Annotated in this window: 20 protein-coding genes; 9 read left to right on the top strand and 11 right to left on the bottom strand. The window is 64.0% G+C overall.

Translation table 11 applies throughout. The features are described from left to right. From J6595_RS21955 to J6595_RS21935, 5 genes are all read left to right on the top strand, one after another. A partial coding sequence (locus J6595_RS21955) for a methyl-accepting chemotaxis protein (RefSeq protein ID WP_245199064.1) occupies nucleotides 1-1,095 on the top strand: 1,095 nt, incomplete at its 5' end. A 313-nt stretch (nucleotides 1,096-1,408) separates the two neighbouring features. Then, on the top strand, nucleotides 1,409-2,065 hold the full coding sequence (locus tag J6595_RS21950; protein ID WP_209597803.1) for a hypothetical protein: 657 nt from the start codon (nucleotides 1,409-1,411) through the stop codon (nucleotides 2,063-2,065). Between the two features lie 40 nt (nucleotides 2,066-2,105). Then, entirely contained in the window at nucleotides 2,106-3,218 is a 1,113-nt protein-coding gene (locus tag J6595_RS21945; protein ID WP_209597800.1) for an App1 family protein phosphatidate phosphatase, read from the top strand. Nucleotides 3,219-3,406: 188 nt separating this feature from the next. Next, on the top strand, nucleotides 3,407-4,186 hold the full coding sequence (locus tag J6595_RS21940; protein ID WP_209597798.1) for a succinate dehydrogenase iron-sulfur subunit: 780 nt from the start codon (nucleotides 3,407-3,409) through the stop codon (nucleotides 4,184-4,186). Between the two features lie 236 nt (nucleotides 4,187-4,422). Then, entirely contained in the window at nucleotides 4,423-5,472 is a 1,050-nt protein-coding gene (locus J6595_RS21935; RefSeq protein WP_209597796.1) for a hypothetical protein, read from the top strand. Between the two features lie 237 nt (nucleotides 5,473-5,709). Here the strand turns inward: J6595_RS21935 and J6595_RS21930 are convergent, their stop codons facing one another. Next, nucleotides 5,710-6,321, bottom strand: a complete 612-nt coding sequence (locus tag J6595_RS21930; RefSeq protein ID WP_209597793.1) for an FMN-dependent NADH-azoreductase — start codon at nucleotides 6,319-6,321, stop codon at nucleotides 5,710-5,712. A gap of 86 nt (nucleotides 6,322-6,407) precedes the next feature. Here J6595_RS21930 and J6595_RS21925 point away from each other — a divergent pair, with 86 nt between their 5' ends. The 3 genes from J6595_RS21925 (at nucleotide 6,408) to J6595_RS21915 (ending at nucleotide 9,932) form a co-directional block, all read left to right on the top strand. Continuing rightward, nucleotides 6,408-6,806 (top strand): winged helix-turn-helix transcriptional regulator, encoded by a 399-nt coding sequence (locus J6595_RS21925; RefSeq protein ID WP_209597791.1) that lies wholly within the window; start codon nucleotides 6,408-6,410, stop codon nucleotides 6,804-6,806. 227 nt (nucleotides 6,807-7,033) lie between these two features. Next, entirely contained in the window at nucleotides 7,034-9,262 is a 2,229-nt protein-coding gene (locus tag J6595_RS21920; protein WP_209597789.1) for a methyl-accepting chemotaxis protein, read from the top strand. A gap of 184 nt (nucleotides 9,263-9,446) precedes the next feature. Beyond that, on the top strand, nucleotides 9,447-9,932 hold the full coding sequence (locus tag J6595_RS21915) for an Lrp/AsnC family transcriptional regulator (protein ID WP_209597787.1): 486 nt from the start codon (nucleotides 9,447-9,449) through the stop codon (nucleotides 9,930-9,932). A gap of 409 nt (nucleotides 9,933-10,341) precedes the next feature. On the opposite strand, the gene J6595_RS21910 is transcribed toward J6595_RS21915, so the two are convergent. The 9 genes from J6595_RS21910 to J6595_RS21870 all read right to left on the bottom strand — a co-directional run bounded on the left by J6595_RS21910 (nucleotide 10,342) and on the right by J6595_RS21870 (nucleotide 16,908). Beyond that, nucleotides 10,342-10,752, bottom strand: coding sequence for a hypothetical protein (locus J6595_RS21910; protein ID WP_209597785.1), 411 nt, complete (start codon nucleotides 10,750-10,752; stop codon nucleotides 10,342-10,344). Between the two features lie 31 nt (nucleotides 10,753-10,783). Next, nucleotides 10,784-11,656 carry an NAD(P)-dependent oxidoreductase gene (locus J6595_RS21905; RefSeq protein ID WP_209597783.1) on the bottom strand — a complete coding sequence of 291 codons (873 nt, stop codon included), beginning with the start codon at nucleotides 11,654-11,656 and terminating at the stop codon, nucleotides 10,784-10,786. Nucleotides 11,657-11,745: 89 nt separating this feature from the next. Next, on the bottom strand, nucleotides 11,746-12,069 hold the full coding sequence (locus tag J6595_RS21900; protein WP_209597781.1) for a helix-turn-helix domain-containing protein: 324 nt from the start codon (nucleotides 12,067-12,069) through the stop codon (nucleotides 11,746-11,748). Next, complete coding sequence (locus J6595_RS21895; protein ID WP_209597779.1) at nucleotides 12,066-12,386, bottom strand: type II toxin-antitoxin system RelE/ParE family toxin; 321 nt, start codon at nucleotides 12,384-12,386, stop codon at nucleotides 12,066-12,068. Before J6595_RS21895 ends, J6595_RS21900 begins: the two co-directional genes overlap by 4 nt. A 32-nt stretch (nucleotides 12,387-12,418) precedes the next feature. After that, nucleotides 12,419-13,231 carry an ABC transporter permease gene (locus J6595_RS21890; RefSeq protein ID WP_209597777.1) on the bottom strand — a complete coding sequence of 271 codons (813 nt, stop codon included), beginning with the start codon at nucleotides 13,229-13,231 and terminating at the stop codon, nucleotides 12,419-12,421. Continuing rightward, nucleotides 13,228-13,938: an ABC transporter permease gene (locus J6595_RS21885; protein ID WP_209597774.1), complete on the bottom strand. Its 711-nt coding sequence runs from the start codon at nucleotides 13,936-13,938 to the stop codon at nucleotides 13,228-13,230. Before J6595_RS21885 ends, J6595_RS21890 begins: the two co-directional genes overlap by 4 nt. A gap of 134 nt (nucleotides 13,939-14,072) precedes the next feature. After that, entirely contained in the window at nucleotides 14,073-14,885 is an 813-nt protein-coding gene (locus tag J6595_RS21880) for an ABC transporter substrate-binding protein (RefSeq protein WP_209597772.1), read from the bottom strand. 176 nt (nucleotides 14,886-15,061) lie between these two features. After that, a complete protein-coding gene (gene mobA / locus J6595_RS21875) occupies nucleotides 15,062-15,694 on the bottom strand; it encodes a molybdenum cofactor guanylyltransferase (RefSeq protein WP_280891690.1) in 633 nt (210 codons plus the stop codon). Further along, entirely contained in the window at nucleotides 15,694-16,908 is a 1,215-nt protein-coding gene (locus J6595_RS21870; protein WP_245199047.1) for a multidrug effflux MFS transporter, read from the bottom strand. Before J6595_RS21870 ends, mobA begins: the two co-directional genes overlap by 1 nt. Nucleotides 16,909-17,167: 259 nt before the next feature. Here J6595_RS21870 and J6595_RS21865 point away from each other — a divergent pair, with 259 nt between their 5' ends. Continuing rightward, on the top strand, nucleotides 17,168-17,770 hold the full coding sequence (locus J6595_RS21865) for a hypothetical protein (protein WP_209597770.1): 603 nt from the start codon (nucleotides 17,168-17,170) through the stop codon (nucleotides 17,768-17,770). A gap of 46 nt (nucleotides 17,771-17,816) precedes the next feature. Here the strand turns inward: J6595_RS21865 and J6595_RS21860 are convergent, their stop codons facing one another. Beyond that, nucleotides 17,817-18,299 carry a hypothetical protein gene (locus J6595_RS21860; protein ID WP_209597768.1) on the bottom strand — a complete coding sequence of 161 codons (483 nt, stop codon included), beginning with the start codon at nucleotides 18,297-18,299 and terminating at the stop codon, nucleotides 17,817-17,819.

The following is an 18,299-nucleotide window of genomic DNA, read 5'->3' as shown; positions in this document are numbered from 1 at the left end:
CAGGCCGATCTCGAACACGCCAAGGCCGAGGACCTGCGCGAGTTCATGGGCGTCGTCGATGCGAGCTTCGACCGTCTGTCCTCGGGTGACCTGACGGTGCGCATGTCGGGCAAGGTGGCGCCGGAATTCGAGCCGATCAAGGCCAAGTTCAACGGCTCGGTCGAGGAGCTGGAAGCGGCGATCGGACGTGTCGTCGGCACGATCGGCACGATCCGCACCGGGCTCGGCGAGATCACCGTGGCCTCCAGCGATCTGGCGCAGCGCACCGAGCAGCAGGCGGCCTCGCTTGAGCAGACCGTCGCGGCGCTCGGCGAGGTGTCGAGCGGCGTCAATTCGACGGCGGAAGATGCCGGCAAGGCGCGCCAGACGGCCGAATCCGCCCGCCAGAAGGCCGCAAAGGGCGGCGAGATCGTCGCCCAGGCGGTGACGGCGATGAGCGAGATCGAGGGCTCGTCCCAGCAGATCAGCCAGATCATCGGCGTGATCGACGAGATCGCCTTCCAGACCAACCTCCTGGCGCTGAATGCCGGCGTCGAGGCGGCGCGGGCTGGCGAAGCCGGCAAGGGCTTTGCGGTGGTCGCCCAGGAAGTTCGGGCACTCGCCCAGCGCTCGGCGGAAGCGGCGAAAGAGATCAAGGGCCTGATCAACGCCTCGTCGGAACAGGTCGAGAAGGGCGTGACACTGGTGACCGCGTCCGGCAAGTCGCTGGACGAGATCGTCGCCGAGGTCGCGGGCATGGCCGAGGTCGTGGCGCGGATCGCCGACAGTGCGCGGGAGCAGGCGACGAGCCTTCGCGAAGTCTCGAGCGCGGCCGACCAGATGGACAAGGTGACCCAGCAGAACGCCGCGATGGTGGAGGAATCCACCGCCGCCGCGCAGACGCTGTCGACCGAGACTGACGAACTCGCCGTTTCGATCGCCCGCTTCAAGACCGCAGCGAGTGCGCCGATGGCAAGGCACGCACCGGCCGCCGCCAATCGTCAGGCGCCCGCCGCAAGGCCGGCATCCCGGCCGGTCGCGCAGATGCGCACGACAGGCACAGGCGGCGCGGCCCGCAAGAATGCGCCGGCCGATCAGAGCTGGGAAGAGTTCTGATAATCACGATCACGGGATCGAAAATTCAGTGAAGATACGGCCTCGCGGACCCTCCGCGGGGCCGTCTTTTCATGAGCGGATGTCTGTCGCAGCGTCCGTCGCGGCCAAGTCTCGCCTTCGCTGATCGCCGAACGACCGCCGCCGCCGGCGTTTTGGCCGCGCCGTAAGAGGCTCGGCGACCCCAGATCTTCCATCCAGCCGATGGGTCCGCTGACATCGCGCGTTCGCCCTGCCCAGACAGCGCACTAAGTCTTCTCGCTCGGGCACCCGGCGTGGATGGTGCGCGCTTGACGCGCCAATGGGAGATTTCGGAATGCGAATTGTTCTGCAAGCAGCATGTGTCGCGGCCCTCGGGCTTGTGACGTTGCCGGCTTCCGCCCAATCGGGCGATGCGTCCCGCGGAGCCGATACCCAGGCTGCAGGCGAGACCGGTCAGGAGAACCTCGTCCTGCCACCGGATGCCGCACCCAAGCCGATGTCTCCGGCCGAGACCGAAACACCGCAAAAGCCGGCTGCCTCGGGCGGTGAGGCGAGCGACGCCACCCAGAGCGGCGCACCGCTTGGCGCGGCTCCGAACGAGGCCATGTCGGGCTCCGACGACACGGATGCCAATTCCTCAGAGGTTCGCGAACAGCCCCGCAATGCCGTCGGCGACAAGTTCGAAATGCCGCATCTGACCAAGGAGAATCAGGTCGCCATCATCACCGATCTTTGCGGCATCCAGATCCGCAACATGACGCCGGCCGCCTGCTCGTGCCTCGCCGACCAGGCGGTCGAGAAACTGACGCCGGCCCAGCGCGACTATCTGATCGCCAGCGTCGTCGCTCCGCCGACCGCCGACCAGCTCGTGAAGAAGGGTACCGTCACCAAGGAAGATCAGAAAGTGATTTTCACCTTCGTCGATTCGACCTCGGAGACCTGCAAGACGACAGGTCCCACGACGGCGCCCCAGGGCGGGACGAGCAATTGATGAGGCCGAGGATAGCAAGCCATTGCGTGCGGAGCCTGGCATGCTGAGGCGCGGCGTGCATCGAGCCGAGGAGATGTGGGACACGGCGCGCCTCGCCTTCAAGCGGCGGACCGGGCTTTTGGGCACGCCCATCCTCGTTCCCTATCGCGGTATCGTCACCCCCGAGGGGGTGTGGGTGCGCGGCCGGGTGATGGAAGATCAGGGCGTGATGACCGCGCCTCACACCGAATCGACGCTGACCAATGTGTGGCTCACGCTGAAGCGCTACGAGACAGACGAGATCCCCGGCGCAAGGGTGGCCTGGCGTGCTCTGGGCAAGGACGGCGAACTCGTCACCGACCGGGAGGGCTATTTCGACGCCGTCCTCCCGGTGCATCCAGGCCCCGACACGTCGCCCTGGTTCACCGTTAAACTCGAGCTGATCTCGGCGCCGGTTCACGAGGTGACGCCACTCGGCGCCGAAATCAACGTGCGCAGGCTTTCGCCTACCGCCAAATTCGGCGTCATTTCCGATATCGACGACACGATCGTGAAGACCGGTGCGACCAATCTCGTGAAGCATTGGCGCACCGTCGTGGCAAATTCCGCCAGAAGCCGGACGGCATTTCCGGGCGTCTCGCATCTCTATCGGGCTTTCTCCAAGGGAGAGGCCGGACCGGAAACCAACCCGATCTTCTACGTCTCGTCGAGCCCGTGGAACCTTTACGATCTGTTCCAGAGCTTCCTTGCGCTGCGCGAAATTCCGCTCGGCCCGATGTTCCTCAAGGATTTCGGCCTCGACGAGGACAAGTGGCTCACCGGAGGCCACGACGATCACAAGCTGAAGATGATCGACAAGATCATGGACGCCTATCCGGATCTGTCCTTCGTTCTGATCGGCGATTCGGGGCAGCGCGACGCCGCGATCTATGCCAAGGCGGCGCAACGCCACGAAGGCCGGGTAATGGCCGTCCATATCCGCGATGTCACCCATGGCAATCTGTCCGAGGACGCGACCGCCGGGATCGAACAGTTGAAGGCCTTGGGCATCCCGGTGACCAATGCCGAAAGCCTGGTCGCGGCGGCGGAGATTTCCCGTGAGATGGGGTTGATCGACGCGAAGGACGTCGAATCGGTCCGCGGGGCCGTCGAACAGCGGGAGCGGGAGGCCTGAACGTCGGCACTCCCGCCGCTCCTGACCGCGCTGAAAACGCGCTCTTCAGGCCAAGAACCCAGGTGCGGCGATTTTTCCGGCCGGCTTCAACCGATTAGAAGCGAAAGGCAGCGGAAAACGGCTCTTTCGTTTTGCACCGCAAACACTATGGTGCGAACGATTCCAAACAGGCATTGAATGGAAAGACGATGGTCGAACTCGCGCTTCCGAAAAACTCACGGATTACCAAGGGCAAGGTCTGGGACAGGCCGGAAGGCGCCAAAGAGGTACGCGAGTTCCGAATCTATCGCTGGTCGCCCGACGACGGCGAGAATCCCCGCCTCGACACCTTCTATGTCGACACCGCCGATTGCGGGCCGATGGTGCTGGACGCGCTGCTGTGGATCAAGAACAAGGTGGATTCGACCCTGTCGCTGCGTCGCTCTTGCCGCGAAGGGATCTGCGGCTCCTGCGCGATGAACATCGACGGTTCGAACACACTTGCCTGCACCAAGGGCATGGACGAGATCGAGGGCGATATCGCGATCTATCCTCTGCCCCACATGCCGGTGATCAAGGACCTCATCCCCGACCTCACCGTTCCTTACGCGCAGCTTCGCTCGATCGAGCCGTGGCTGAAGACCGAGACGCCCGAGCCGCAGAAGGAATGGCGCCAGAGCCACGAAGACCGCGAGAAGCTCGACGGCCTCTACGAGTGCATCCTGTGCTTCTGCTGCCAGACATCCTGCCCGTCCTATTGGTGGAACGGCGAGCGCTATCTCGGCCCGGCCGTGCTCCTGCAGGCCTATCGCTGGCTGATCGATTCGCGCGACGAGGCGACGGGCGACCGGCTCGACGCTCTGGAAGACCCGTTCAAGCTCTATCGCTGCCACACGATCATGAACTGCACCCAGGCCTGCCCGAAAGGGCTGAACCCGGCCAAGGCGATCGCCGAGATCAAGAAGATGATGGTCGAGCGGCGGGTTTGACATTTGGCCGATCGCGGCTTCTCCTGTCCGCAAGCCTGATCGATGGCCTCGTTCGAAGATGATCCGATGATCTCTTCGGGAAACGCGAGGCAGCGTTCGGGTGTTTGCAAAATGCAATGCGAATGGGATGGCTGGTCTGATCAGAACAGTTTGCTGGGCTTGTGGAGATCGATATGAAGCGGGAGTTGAAGGGCTTGGCTGATTTGATTCCCAACTGCCCAGTCAAAGTCTGAGGGATGGAAGACAAGAGAGCTGCTGCTGCACCCGCAGCACAGACTGACAAGGTCTCGATTGTCTGTCGGACACTGTACGATGCGAGGCGTGGTCGGCCGGCCCGTCGGCATCTCTGCCTTGCCGTGCTGAATGCCGTCACCTGGGCACGCTACGCGGCAGATGTCCCTCTGCAGCTGCGGATCGTCGGCCCCTCCAACGAACGTTTTGCCGATTTTCTCAAAGACCTGGGCATCGATGTCGTAACAGATGTCGAGCCGCATCCCTTTGCCGAGACAGCTGCGACCTACAACATCCTGCGAATGCTGGAAGACATTCCCGCGTCGTCAAAGCGCATCTTGATGGTCGACAATGATACGGTGTTTCTGCAATCGGCGGCCGAGCTGGCGCGCGAGCCAGCAGACCTTCTCATGGCATCGGTCGCCGACAAGCGCAGGCTGGATCCAGACGTCGCGGAACAGCTCACCTCTGAGCTCGATGCATCCTTCGCAGCCGGGAGCTGGGTGCCGTGGCATGAGCGCTTTTATGCTCGCAAGGAAGGCCGCGACCCGGCAGTCGAGGAGGGGCTTTATTTCAATTCAGGAGTGGTGTTGCTTCCGTCTGGCCCGGATGCAGCTCGCCTCGAAAGGCTTTGGCGAGACTTTGGCGAGCAGGTTACGCAGTTTGCCCTGCGCCAAGGCCTCAATCAGCGCCGGGACCTTGGCTCCACCCAGGCGGCCCTGGCACTTGCCGCTGGTCAATACGGGCGTGTCGCGCAGCTTTCCCTGAAGTTCCATTACCGACCCCCGCATTTCTGGTGGGGTGACTTGCGCGGGGACGAGATCGCGATCGCGCATCTTTTCGCATCGCGTCCGCCCTTCGAAGCGCTACCGGCAGAGCAGCGGTGCCAGCCCAGGCAGTTTCTGGAATCGTATTGGGAGGCGATGGTGACCCGGGAGCTATCCGATACACCCGCCGACCTCGTGAAGCGGAATGACGCGGAGTTCGTTCGGTCGCGGATCATCGACGCTTTGGATCATTTCGAAATCACCTCGGTCGAGGCGTTCTTGCCGTGATCGAACGATGGGCGGCACGTAGCCGCCTTGGCTGAACTCGTCCATTTGCAGTGTCGCCGACCATGCCGACCGGCAGAATTCTGGTCAGTCGACCGTGCAGGTCACGCCGCGCGGAAACATCCGCTCGCCATCCGGGTTTCGAACCGGCTCCCGCTCCACCCGGCGCTCCGCCCCTTTAAAAAACCGCGCCGCCCGTCTTCACGGGCGACGCGGCTTTCATTCAAACGCTCTTGAGGCTCAGGCGGCCTTGAGCGAGGCGATGGTGCCGAGGGCGTCGTTGGTGGCCTTCTCGCGCTGCTCGGGGCCGACGGCGACGCCTTCGGCGGCAACGACTTCGATATCCGTCACGCCGAGGAAGCCGAACACCGTTCGCAGATAGGTTTCGGCGTGTTCGAAGGAGGCGATCGGCGATCCTTCGCCGTAAAAGCCGCCGCGGGCGATCGCGAGGATGACCCGCTTGTCGCCAGCCAGGCCTTCCGGACCGCTCTCGGTATAGCGGAAGGTCTTGCCGGCGACCGCGATCCGGTCGACCCATGCCTTCAGCTGGCTCGGAATCGAGAAGTTGTAGAAGCCGACGCCGATCACCACGATGTCTGCCGCCAGAAATTCTTCCATCACGGTTTCGCCGACGGCGAGATCATGCTGGAGCGCCTCGTCATGCTGGGTCGCGGCGTTCTGGCCGGCGAGATAGCCGCCGGTGAGATGGGCGATCGGCTCGGCGACGAGGTCGCGATAGGTGACCTCGAGGCCTGAATTTTCGCTCGTCAGGCGCTCGACGGTCGCCTTGGAGAGCGACCGGCTGACGGAGTTTTCGCCCAGAATGCTGGAATCGAGGTGGAGCAGTTTCATCGAATGTAACCTCTGGTCACTAGGTATGGATTTGTTACCGAGGCTGATTAAATGACCGGGATGCTGCAGTGCAAGGAGGCACAAATTTGAAACCTGAGAACAGCGTTGTGACCGCGGGCGAAACGCATTTCCCCGGCAGCTGCCGCGCCGTCGGCGGCGTGCTTTCGCGCATCGGCGACAAATGGTCGGTGCTCGTCGTCATGCTGCTTGCCGACGGGCCGAAACGGTTCAACGAGTTGAAGCGCACGATCGGCACCGTCTCACAGCGCATGCTCACCCTCACTTTGCGGGGGCTGGAGCGCGACGGGCTGGTGACCCGCACGGTGACGCCGTCGATCCCGCCGCGGGTCGACTACGAACTCACAGACCTCGGCCACTCGCTGTGCGGGCCGGTGCGGGCGATCGGCGGCTGGGCCTTCGACAACCATGCGCGGATCGAAGAGGCCCAGCGAGCCTATGACGAGCGGCAGAATCAGCCGGTGTAAGCTGCGTTCACTCGATAGCGGCCAATCAGTCCGTCTGGTCGCGGCCGTCCGCTTCGCACCGGCGATAGGCAACGATCAGGTCCGTCACATAGCAGGCTAAGCAACTCACAGGTTGTAAGAGGGGTTTACGAGAGATTGCATTAACTCGGCGAAGTTATCATGAGTTTTAAAAGAATAATAATAAAACCCTACATAGTAATCGTGAAAGCTGCTGAGGAAAAGCGTCAATGCGTCTCAAGGACATCCCCGTCGGCCTGCGCTTGGCCGCGACACTCGTCGTTCCCGCCCTCGTCCTCATCGCGGCCGCCCAGGCCGAGCTGCGGGCCGAATGGACCCGCTATCATCACATGTACGAGCTGAAAGGTGCGACCAAGGAAATCGAGATCGTCGCAAACTTCATTGATGCGTTGCAGAAGGAGCGGGGAGCGACAGCCGGCTACATTGGCAGCCGCGGCGCCAAGATGGGCGCATCCATGGTGCAGGCACGGCAGCGCACCGATGCGGCTCATGAGCTTTTCGAGAAAAACGAGTCCATCATCGAGTTGATCGGCGATCAATATGCCAAACCGCTGATGGATCGCGTCGATCCGATGACCCACGAGGGCCTCGACAGGGTTCGGGAGCGAGCTGACAAGCTGATCGCCAATCCGGGCGAGGTGCTGGATTTTTACGCTGAGCTGATCGACGGATTGATATCGATGTCGATCTCGCTGCATCACGGCGTCGACGAGGCCACGATCGCCGCCCCGCTGGCGGATTTCACCCTGCTTCTCCTGACCAAGGAATATGCCGGCCAGGAGCGTGGGCTGGGCGCCAGCGTCATCGGCAGGGGCAACTTCACGCCGGACGAGTTCTTCGCCTTTTCGGCCCTCGGAGGCAAGGAGGAGGCGCTCATCGACCTCTATTATCACGGGGTCGGTCCGCAATACGCCGCCGAAGCACGTCAGCGCCTGTCCGCCGTCGGCGGAGAGATCGAGGCCATGCGGCACGAGCTGGTGAAGGACGGAAGCGTCACCGATCTCTCGGTTCTCGATGCGCAGACATGGTTCGACGTGGCGAGCAAACGCATCGAGATTCTCAAGGCAATCAGCGACGACACGATCCATCGCATCGAGGACACGGCTGCCGCGATGGGCGACCAGGCCTACTACGCCCTTCTCAAGCTCGTCGCCCTCGTGGTCCTGACCACTCTCGTCGTCGCGGCCGCGACCTGGTTCCTGGCCCGGACGATCACCACGCCGCTCCGGGCGCTGGGCGACAGTCTGAAGGGCCTGCTTGCCGGCAGCACCGAAATGACGGGCGTCGATATCTCCCGCAAGGACGAGATCGGCGAGATGGCCCGGACCGTCAAGGACATCGTCACTCAGACCGAGGAACGCGTCGCCCGCGAGGCCGAGGAGGAGGCCGCGCGCCTCGCCGAGCGTGAAAAGGTCCGTTCGGCGACCGAGGCGGAACGGGCAAAGACCCAGGCCGCATCGATGCAGGCGGTGGATGAACTCGGCAAGGCACTTTCGAGCCTCGCCGACGGTGACCTGTCCTATCGCATCACCACCGAGTTCGCCGAGGTGTTCGAACCGCTCAGGACCAACTTCAACCGATCCCTCGACGCTCTCGATGCGGCGGTGACATCGGTGGCCGAAACGTCCGGTTCGATCCGCGGCAACACCAGCGAGCTGAAGACGGCGGCCGACGATCTCGCCCGGCGCACGGAGCAGCAGGCGGCAAGCCTGGAACAGACCTCGGCTGCCCTCGGCGAAGTCTCGCAGACGGTGAACGAAAGCTCGCGCAGGGCCGAGCGGATCGGCAGCATCGTTGCCGAGACGGCCCGCAACACGCGCGGTTCGAACGACGTCGTCAAGGAGACGCTGGCCGCCATTCGGGCCATTGCCGCCTCTTCGGAAGAGATCACCAGCTTCGTTTCGGTGATCGACGAAATCGCCTTCCAGACCAACCTTCTCGCACTCAATGCCGGGGTCGAGGCGGCACGGGCCGGCGAAGCGGGCAAGGGCTTTGCCGTCGTTGCCCAGGAGGTCCGCGAACTCGCCCAGCGCTCGGCGGGCGCGGCCAAGGAAATCAAGGATCTGGTCGAACGCTCGGTCAGACAGGTGGAAAAAGGCGTCTCCATGTCCGAACGCACGGGCGCCGAGCTCGACGGGATCCTCACGCAGGTCGATACGGTGCATCAGGAGATGAACGCGATCGTTTCGGCTGCAAGGAGCCAGTCGACGGCGCTTGCCGAGGTCAGCCAGGCGATCGCCCAGATGGATCAGACGACCCAGCAGAACGCCGCGATGGTGGAGCAGTCGACCGCCGCGACGAACAGTCTGGCCGAACAGTCCCATCTGCTCGACAAGCGGGTGTCCGACTTCAAGCTTTCGAAGACGGCCGCCACGGCTTCAACGGCCGGGACGGCGAGGGCGAACGCGGATCACGCTCCCATCGGCCGCGCCGCCTGACCGGGCATCTGCAACCTCGCCGAAAGGATCTGGCCTTGAGGCGACTGAAAATCTCCGGCGGCAGAGCGTCCTCACGAGGACCTTCGAGCCGCCGGAGCCGCGACCGCGCGATCGTCTCGGCGGGCTACCGTTCTTGAGCCAGCTCCTATATCGCTTGCATTTCTCATCTGAATGCGGGAACGATATGGACCGGCTCGACAAGAAGATCCTGCGTCTGTTGCAGGAGGATGCAACGCTCGCCGTCGCCGACGTCGCCAAGCGCGTCGGCCTGTCCACGACACCCTGCTGGCGGCGCATCCAGCGTCTGGAGGAAGACGGCGTCATCAGGCGCCGGGTCGCGGTGCTCGATCCGGAAAAGATCAACGCCCGGGTCACCGTCTTCGTCGCCATCCGCACCAATTCCCACTCGACCGAGTGGCTGAAGCGGTTTTCCGAGGTGATCGGCGAGTTTCCCGAGGTGATCGAATTCTACCGCATGAGCGGCGACGTCGACTATCTGCTTCGGGTGGCGGTGCCGGACATCGCCGCCTATGACGCCTTTTACAAACGGATGATCGCAAAGATCGAAATCCGCGACGTCTCCTCCTCCTTCGCGATGGAGCAGATCAAGTACACCACCCAGCTGCCGCTGGACTACATGGTGCTCGACAAGGAGCCGCGGGGGGAGTGATCACCGGCGAGGCTTCCGGCCGTCGACGCCCCGCGCACCTTTCTTTCGTGGTCCCGTGGGTCACCCGTCTTGCGCCGGCTGCTCCATCGAAACGATGGCATGAAACATCGGCAAATTCGACGGCCGGCGAAACTCGCAGCACCGTCATTCTCGGCCACCGTGCGAGAATTTAGAGATCGTCGGGCGCCAGTCGCTTCAGCTGGCGAAGCAGCGAACGGTCGAGGTCGCGGCGGCCGCCCTGGCTTCTCGGCACGGGGGCAGAGAATGACGAGGCGTCTAGGTTAAGCGCCTCCCTTTCATGCCGTGCGACGGCCGGTGTGCTCCGCCGGCGTCTGATGATGTTGGCGCCAGTTGAAGCCCAGGAAGGGGGGTAAGAGCCGTCGCTGCGTCATGTCCGGGGTCGAGGCTTTCACCGCGTGAAGTTGATCGTGACGAACTTCCAGGTTTCGTAGGGGGCGGCGCCGACGAGCTCCTTGTAGGGGGCGCAACGCAGGATCGCCCTGACACCGCTCGCCTCCAGCAAATGCTGTTCCTTCGTCGTTCCGATCTTCTCGTCGACAAAGGGTTTCGACGCCAACTCGCCGTCCGGTGTCAGCTCGAAACTCACCGCAAAGCCGCTCACCCCCTTGCCGGGCGGCGGCATCCAGCAGGCCGCAATCTTTTGACGCAAAATGCCGAGAGCGGCCGGCGGGAGGGCTGCGGGCTGGTGCGAGCCGGGGTCCTCGAGGGCCTTTGCCACGGCATCTGCGTCGAACCTGTCCGACGCCCCGTCACCTTTTGCGGCGGTCGACGCCGATGCGAGAATGACGGCAAGTGCCATGGCACGCCCGATCTGCCTTCGAAACCGCATGTCAGCTCCGATTGAGCAGCGCCAGCAAGCTCGACGTATCCCAGCGCTTGCCGCCCATCGCCTCGACGTCGGCGTAGAACTGGTCGACCAGCGCCGTCACCGGCAGGCGGGCGCCGTTGCGCTTGGCCTCAGTGAGGCAGATGCCGAGGTCCTTGCGCATCCATTCGACGGCGAAGCCATGGTCGTAATGGCCCTCGTTCATGGTCTTGTGGCGGTTTTCCATCTGCCAGGAGCCGGCTGCGCCCTTGGAGATCACGGAGACGACCTTCTCGATGTCGAGGCCGGCCTTCTGGCCGAAGGCGATGGATTCCGACAGTCCCTGGACGAGGCCGGCGATGCAGATCTGGTTCATCATCTTGGTCAGCTGGCCGGAGCCCGCCGGCCCCATCAGCCCGACCATCTTGGCATAGGCCTCGATCACCGGCTTGGCCGCCGCAAAGTCCGCCTCGTCGCCGCCGCACATCACCGTCAGGGCGCCGTTCTCGGCGCCGGCCTGGCCGCCGGAAACCGGGGCGTCGATGAATTTGAAGCCCTTTTCGCTGGCGGTTTCGGCGAGCTCACGGGCAAGCTCGGCCGAGGCGGTGGTATTGTCGACGAGGGTCGCGCCGGCCTTCATGCCGGCGAGAATGCCGTCGTCGCCATAGACGACGGAGCGCACGTCGTCATCGTTGCCAACGCACATGAAGACGAAGTCACAGTCATGGGCGGCCGCGCGCGGGCTCTCCGCTGCCGAGCCGCCATACTGGTCCGCCCATTTCTTCGCCTTTTCGCCCGTGCGGTTCCAGACGGTGACGTCGTGGCCGCCCTTGTTCTTCAGATGACCGGCCATGGGATAGCCCATGACCCCCAAACCGATGAATGCGACCTTCGCCATACTGTCCGTCTCCCGTCACTGTCGTTCTGTCTGCGAACTAGACGAAGGCCCTGCCGGGTCAATCACATGCAGGACCGGATGCCGGGCGTTCAAGCCGAAACGGCGGCTTTGTCGACGCCCGGCAGAGGCTGGATCTCGATGGTGATCGGCCGGCCGACGGCGGTTGCGTATTTCTGGATCGAACCGGTGGAGACCGACTGGCGGCCGCTCTCCATGCGGGCGACGGCCGATTGCGAGGTCTTCATCCGCTCGGCGACGTCCTTCTGCGAGAGCTTGGCCTCGCTGCGGGCGGCAACGAGGGCCTGCGCCACGGCGAACTCGTTGGCCATCTCGTCATAGGCGGCTTTCACCTCGGGGTCGGCGAGATGTTTCATAGCAAGTTCATCGAGGGAGACGGTCTTTGCCGGGCTCATGTCGCGTCCTCAATTCGTTTCAGGGCGAGCTCGATCTCCGAGCGTGGCGTCTTTTCGGTCTTCTTGATGAAGATCCGAACCACGAGGATCCGCTGTTCGGTGGCGAGGATATAGACGGCTCGTGCGATCCCGTCCTTTCCCTTGAGCCGCATCTCCCACAGCTTGTTTCCAAGCGGGCGAACATGCGGCATTCCAACCTTCATGGGCGTCTCTCGTTCGAGACGGCGAGCAATGAAAATGAACTTACCGCGAAGGTCTGGCGAGAGAGCCTCGAACTCTTGCGCGGCGTCCAAAGTAAGTTCGACTTTCCAGACCATATATATCTCAAAATTGAGATGGGCTCAAGAACCTACCGCTTCAGATGCACCGTCAGCCGCCGCTCGGCCCAGTTGGTCGCGTGCCGCAACGCCTCGACGATGGCGAGGTAGAGAAGCGCCGCCCAGACATAGGTCTGGAAGTCGTAGGTGCGCGAATAGGCCTGCCGGGTCTCGCCGAAGAGGTCGTAGACGGTGATGATCGCGACGATGGCGGACGCCTTGATCATCAGGATGATCTCGTTGGCGTAAGGGCGCAGCGCGACGATCAGCGCCTGGGGCAGGACGACCTTGAAGAAGATCACCGTGCGGGAAAGGCCGAGCGAGCGCCCGCCCTCCCACTGGCCCTTGGGCACGCTCTCGATGGCGCCGCGCAGGATCTCGGCCTGATAGGCGGCGGTGTTGAGGGCGAGCGAGAACAGACCGCAATACCAGGCCTCGCGGAAGAACCACCACAGGCCGATCGTCTCGAAGAAGCGGTGAAACTCGCCGAAGCCGTAATAGACGAGAAAGATCTGGGCGATCAGCGGCGTGCCGCGGAAGAAATAGACGAAAGCGAAGGCGGCGCCGCTGGCGATCGGGTTGGTCGCCATGCGCCCGAGAGCGACGGGTAAAGAGACGATGGCGCCGAAGACGAAGGAAAGGGCGACCAGCGAAACCGTGACCCAGAGGCCCGAGAGATAGGACCAGCCGAAACGCTCGATCAGCGTGATGTCGAAGGCGCCGACGAAGTAGATCACGAAGGCGACGGCGATGACGATCCAGATGCTGATCGCAACGATGCCGCCGATCTTCAGCTTCTGACGCGGCGGCGCCGGGATAGCGAGGGCAGGCGTGTTGCCGCTCATTTCGCCATCTCCCCGCGCTTGGTCCAGCGGTCGATGCCGCCGATGGCGATCGAGGAGAGCATCGTCAGGACGAGATAAAGCACGATCGCGGTCCCGAAGAACAGGAACGGCTCGCGCGAGACGCGCGCGGCGATGCCGGCCTGGCGCAGGATGTCGGCAAGGCCGATGACCGAGACGAGGGCGGTGTCCTTCAAGAGGTTCATCCACAGATTGGCGAGACCGGGCAAAGCGATCTTGATCAGCTGCGGCAGGATGACGAGGAGCATGACCTTCGCCCGGCCGAGACCCAGCGCCATGCCGCCCTCGCGCTGGCCGTGGGGGATCGCCCTAAAAGCCGAGAGGAAGACCTCGGAGGCAAAGGCTGAAAACACGACGCCGAGCGCCACCATGCCGGAGACGAAGCTCGACAGGGCAAGATCGGGCAGGCCGGTGGCGTCGGACAGCGATTTCAGCGCCGCGTTGATGCCGAAATAGACGAGAAACAGCGTCAGAAGCTCGGGCAGGCCGCGAAAGATCGTCGTGAAGATATCGGCCGAAAGCTTCAGGAGTGCGTCTTCCGACTGCTTGGCCAGCGACAGAAGGAAGCCGAGGCAAAGGCCGATCGGCAGGGTCGCCAGGGACAGTGTGACGGTGACGACGACGCCTCTGGCGAGATCGTCGCCCCAGCCGGTCGGGCCGAAACCGAGCAGGGTGAGAGATTCGTTCATCCGATCCGTTCTCTGGCGATCGGTTGGTCATCGGGATCGGAGAATGCGGCACCCGCACGCACCGACGCCCCTGAAAAAGGGCCGCCCTCGCGCGGCGAGAGCGGCCCGTTCGACACGCTATCCTGCTTCGCGCGTCACTGCGCGGCCGGATCGGCGCCATAGACGTCGAAGTCGAAATACTTGTCCTGGATCTTCTTGTAAGTGCCGTCTTCGCGGATCGCGACGATCGCCTGGTTGAACATTTCCTTCAGCTTGTCGTCGCCCTTCCTGAGGCCGACCCCGACGCCCTTGCCATAGATCTGGGGATCGGCCGGCAGCGTGCCGAGGATCTTGCAGCAGGCGCCCGCGTCGCTCTTCACCCATTCGTCGAGAACGACGACGTCGTCCATCACGGCGTCGAGCCGGCCGTTCTCGATGTCGAGCTTGTATTCCTCGGCGGTCGGATATTGACGGATTTCAGCATCGGGGAACAGTGCGGCAGCGGCGCGCGCATGAGTCGTCGAGACCTGAGCGCCGATCTGCTTGCCGGTCAGCGCCGCGTCGGTCGCCTCGGTGATCTCCGAATCCTTCGGCACGGCGATCGCCGGCGGGGTGTTGTAGTATTTGTTGGTGAAGGCGATCTGTTCCTCGCGCTCCGGCGTGATCGACATCGAGGCGACGATGGCGTCGAAATTGCCGTTCTGCAGCGCCGGGATCATGCCGTCCCAATCCTGGGTCACAAAGGTGCATTCCACCTTCATCTGATCGCAGAGCGCCTTGGCGATGTCGACGTCGAAGCCCTTGAGCTCGCCCGAGGCGTCGAGGAAGTTGAAGGGCGGATAGGCGCCTTCCGTGCCGATCCTGACGGTCGACCAGTCCTTGTCGGCGTCGCTCTCCTGCGCCACGGCGGCGCCGGCGAGAAGCGCCGACATGGCGGCGGCGAGAGCGAATGATCGGGCTATACGCATGGAAATTCCTTTGTCGTCAGGACGCAGTTGTCTTTTATGAAACCAGCCCGACGCGGCAGCGTCGCTGCCGCGTGAATGAGCATGCTTGGTCGGAAGGCATGCTGCCATTTTTCGAAAGCGGAAAGCAACTGCCGTTTGTCCTTTGGCCACAAAGGATTGCCGCGCGGCGGGCGCTCTCAGCTCTCTGATTTCAGCTGCAAGAAGGTTTCGGCGACTGAAAGATCGTCCGGCGTGTTGACGTTGAAGAACGGATCGCTGCCCGGAGATGTGGCCGTGGGCTCGATCTCGACCGCCGCAAAACCGCTGCTTTCCAGAAAGGCGCGGATCGCCAGGGGCTTGCCCTCGTCGAGCCAGCGGCTGAGATCCGGCAGTCGCGACAGCGGCCACAGCCCCGTCGCTGGCTGCAGCCGGCCCGCAAAGGCGGCGACGACCGGGCGCTCGCCGAGATGGGGCGAGAGGCGCTCCAGAAGATCACGTGGCAGGAATGGCGTGTCTCCTGGCACGACGAGGCAATGGCGGGGCGTTTCAGCGCCATGGGGGCCGGGCGTCGCGATCGCGGCCAGCCCGGCCTCGATGCCGGCGAGGGGGCCGGGCAGTCCCGGCCTCAGATCCGGAGCGAGCGGATGGGCGAAGCGCTCGTAGCCGGCGCCGCGAGGGGCTGCGAGGATGATCGACGAGGTTCGGGCGCCGATCCGCTCAATCACGTGAGCGATCAGCGGCCGGCCTGCCAAGGCGATCAGCGGTTTGGGCACGGTGCCGCGCATTCGGCTGCCGCGCCCGCCGGCGAGGATGAGGCCCGCCGGCCTCATCAGGCAGTGGAGGCACGCCGCGCCGACGAGGCAACCATCAGCGAGCCGAAGCCGAAGGCCGACATCAGGGCGAACAGGCCGAGCGGCCCACCGTAGCGTGTCGCGACGAGCGAGGCGGCGAAGGAGGCGAGCGCCCCCATGCCGATCTGCAGCGCGCCGAGCATGCCGGCGGCAGCCCCCGCCGCATGGGGCACGACGCTGACGCCGCCGGCGGTCGATGTGGGGGTTGCCAGGCCGTTGCCGATGCCGACGAAGAACATCGGCCCGAAGACCGTGAGCGGCGCGAGCCAGCCAAAGGCGATGGCGCCCGAGGAGACGAGGGCGGCGCTCATTGATATGGCGCTGCCGGCCACCATCAGCGTCTTGATTCCGAGCTTTTCGGAGAGCTGGGCGGTGAGGAAATTGCCGAGGATGTAGCCGCCGGCGCACAGGGCGAACCACAGGCCGTAGCCGGCGGGCGTCATGCCGAGCACATTCACCGCGACGAAGGCCGCGCCGCCCAGAAAGGCGAAGAACACCGCCGAGATCAGCGCGGAAACGAAGGCGTATCTCCAAAAGGCGCCCGCAGCGAAGAGTTCGCCGTAATTCTTGAACTGCTCGCGGATCGGCTTGCCGCGTTCGGGATTGGTTTCGGAAAGATCGGCAAAGAGCAGGCCGAGGGTGAGAGCGCCTATCCCCGCGAGCAGCCAGAACACCATGCGCCAGCCGAATGCGGTGTCGATCGTCCCGCCGATCAACGGCCCGATCATCGGGGCAACGGCAAGCCCCATGGTGACGTAGCCGATCATCGCGGCGGCGCGTTGGCGCTCATAGACGTCGCGCACGATCGCCCGTGACAGGGCGATGCCGGTCGCGCTCGCCGCCTGGACGACACGGCCGGCGAGGAACAGCCAGACGCCTTCCGCGAGCACGCACATGACGGTGCCGGCCATGAACAGGACCATGCCGCCGATGATCACCGGCCTTCGGCCGTAGCGATCGGACAGCGGCCCCGCGAGGAGCTGGATGAAGGCGGTCGCGGCGAGATAGAGCGACAGGCCGAGGCCGACGATCGCCTCCTCGGCGAGGAGATCGCGGGCGATCGACGCCATCGAGGGAATGAAAATGTTGATCGCCAGGGGCGAGACCGCCGATGCGATCATCAGGGTCGCCAGCATCGGCCGTCGCACGGCGAGATTTGCGCCCGACGATTGCGTTTCGCGAAATGCTGTCATGTCCGGGTCTTTGCGCCTGTCCGTCTGCCATGCTCGGCTGCCATGCTCGGCGACAGGGCGTCACCGGTTCCATGCGTGGGCAAGATGTCCTGCAAGCGGCGCCGGGGCAAGGGCGACGGACGAGCCACCTGACCGCTTCACCCCTGTTTCCGCGAGTGCCGTAGCGTCTGGGAGGGCGAGCGCAATCACAAAATCGAGAGAACTGTCAGGTGGGCGGGATTTTGATAAAATTATACTGTTGAATCGAAGGAAATCGTCGTTGTTTCCGCCTGAGAATTCTTCCTCATGCGTGTTGGGAGAAGGAGCGATGACGTTTAACTTATCTGCCGTCACCGCAGTTCTTGGCGGCTATGCGTCGAAAGAGCATCGGCGTGAGCTCGGTGATGCCACCGAGCAGCAGCGGCGTCGGCGCGCGCGGCGAAAGCCGGACGATGCCGTCGAAGATCAGGTGTCGAGCGCAGGTCCCGACCAAGCCGACGGCCCACCGGTTACGGGCGGAACCGTCGCCAAGGTCGCGGGCCTTGGACGCGCGCTCGATGCGCTGATAGCCGCCGAGGAGACACGGCGCAGGGAAGCGCCCGACAGGAATGAGATTGATCCGGCTTCCACCCGCCTGTCGGCGGCGCTCAAAACCTCGCTGGCGCACAAATCCGGGCCGCCGATCCACGACGCTGAGCTCGCCGCCGAGGCGAAATCCAGCAAAGCTGCACCCAGCTCCGACCGGGACTGGGACGAAATCCGTGACCTGATCGAAGCGCTGGCGACGGCCGAACGTCCGCAGCGATCCGAGGAGGGCCGCAAGCAAAGCTCGGCCGGCATTCGCTTGTGGCGGCCGAAACCGCTTGCTTCGAAGAAGGGGTAGCCGGTTCGCCCGTGGAGCCGCGAAGCGCGCTCGCGGCGATCCAGCCTCAGCTTCCCGCCGGGCCTCTCAATGTCTTCGTGACCGGGCCGACCAGCTTGTCGTAGGTCGCGCGCTGGTCTTTCGGATAGTGGATGGCGACCGAGTGGATGAGGTTGCCGCGAAAGATGTAGCGCTCATAGAAGATCTGGCCGTCGCGATAGCCCGACACCACCGCCCAGCGGCGGCCCGACGCATCATAGGTGACGTCGTCGATCTTGCCGCGCTCGCGAATGATCGATCGGGGTGTCTCGTTGCCACGATTTTCGCGGGCATAGATGAAGATCCGCGCGCCCTCGGGCGAGGCCCAGGCGAGCCCGTCGCCTTCCAGGGGCGCCGGCAGCTTCTGGGGAAAGGCTTCTGAGGGAAAACTCGCCTTCGTCCCGAAACGATCGTTCTTGTAGGTGATCTGGCCGGCATCAGCCGCGCCGACCGCAATCATCGCGGCGAGGCCACCGGCCGCCGCGATCGAAACTGGCCGCAATATCCGCAT

The organism is Jiella mangrovi, from assembly GCF_017815135.1.
Classification (GTDB): domain Bacteria; phylum Pseudomonadota; class Alphaproteobacteria; order Rhizobiales; family Rhizobiaceae; genus Jiella; species Jiella mangrovi.
This window is presented reverse-complemented; position numbering and strand designations above follow the sequence as displayed.

Coding starts and splice junctions, on each gene's coding strand:
- J6595_RS21920 (WP_209597789.1), top strand. CDS start 7,034: ATGCGTCTCAAGGACATCCCCGTCGGCCTGCGCTTGGCCGCGACACTC.
- J6595_RS21935 (WP_209597796.1), top strand. CDS start 4,423: ATGGAAGACAAGAGAGCTGCTGCTGCACCCGCAGCACAGACTGACAAG.
- J6595_RS21895 (WP_209597779.1), bottom strand. CDS start 12,386: ATGGTCTGGAAAGTCGAACTTACTTTGGACGCCGCGCAAGAGTTCGAG.
- J6595_RS21870 (WP_245199047.1), bottom strand. CDS start 16,908: ATGACAGCATTTCGCGAAACGCAATCGTCGGGCGCAAATCTCGCCGTG.
- J6595_RS21915 (WP_209597787.1), top strand. CDS start 9,447: ATGGACCGGCTCGACAAGAAGATCCTGCGTCTGTTGCAGGAGGATGCA.
- J6595_RS21885 (WP_209597774.1), bottom strand. CDS start 13,938: ATGAACGAATCTCTCACCCTGCTCGGTTTCGGCCCGACCGGCTGGGGC.
- J6595_RS21905 (WP_209597783.1), bottom strand. CDS start 11,656: ATGGCGAAGGTCGCATTCATCGGTTTGGGGGTCATGGGCTATCCCATG.
- J6595_RS21950 (WP_209597803.1), top strand. CDS start 1,409: ATGCGAATTGTTCTGCAAGCAGCATGTGTCGCGGCCCTCGGGCTTGTG.
- J6595_RS21910 (WP_209597785.1), bottom strand. CDS start 10,752: ATGGCACTTGCCGTCATTCTCGCATCGGCGTCGACCGCCGCAAAAGGT.
- J6595_RS21890 (WP_209597777.1), bottom strand. CDS start 13,231: ATGAGCGGCAACACGCCTGCCCTCGCTATCCCGGCGCCGCCGCGTCAG.
- J6595_RS21860 (WP_209597768.1), bottom strand. CDS start 18,299: ATGCGGATATTGCGGCCAGTTTCGATCGCGGCGGCCGGTGGCCTCGCC.
- J6595_RS21880 (WP_209597772.1), bottom strand. CDS start 14,885: ATGCGTATAGCCCGATCATTCGCTCTCGCCGCCGCCATGTCGGCGCTT.
- J6595_RS21930 (WP_209597793.1), bottom strand. CDS start 6,321: ATGAAACTGCTCCACCTCGATTCCAGCATTCTGGGCGAAAACTCCGTC.
- J6595_RS21900 (WP_209597781.1), bottom strand. CDS start 12,069: ATGAGCCCGGCAAAGACCGTCTCCCTCGATGAACTTGCTATGAAACAT.
- J6595_RS21945 (WP_209597800.1), top strand. CDS start 2,106: ATGCTGAGGCGCGGCGTGCATCGAGCCGAGGAGATGTGGGACACGGCG.
- mobA (WP_280891690.1), bottom strand. CDS start 15,694: ATGAGGCCGGCGGGCCTCATCCTCGCCGGCGGGCGCGGCAGCCGAATG.
- J6595_RS21940 (WP_209597798.1), top strand. CDS start 3,407: ATGGTCGAACTCGCGCTTCCGAAAAACTCACGGATTACCAAGGGCAAG.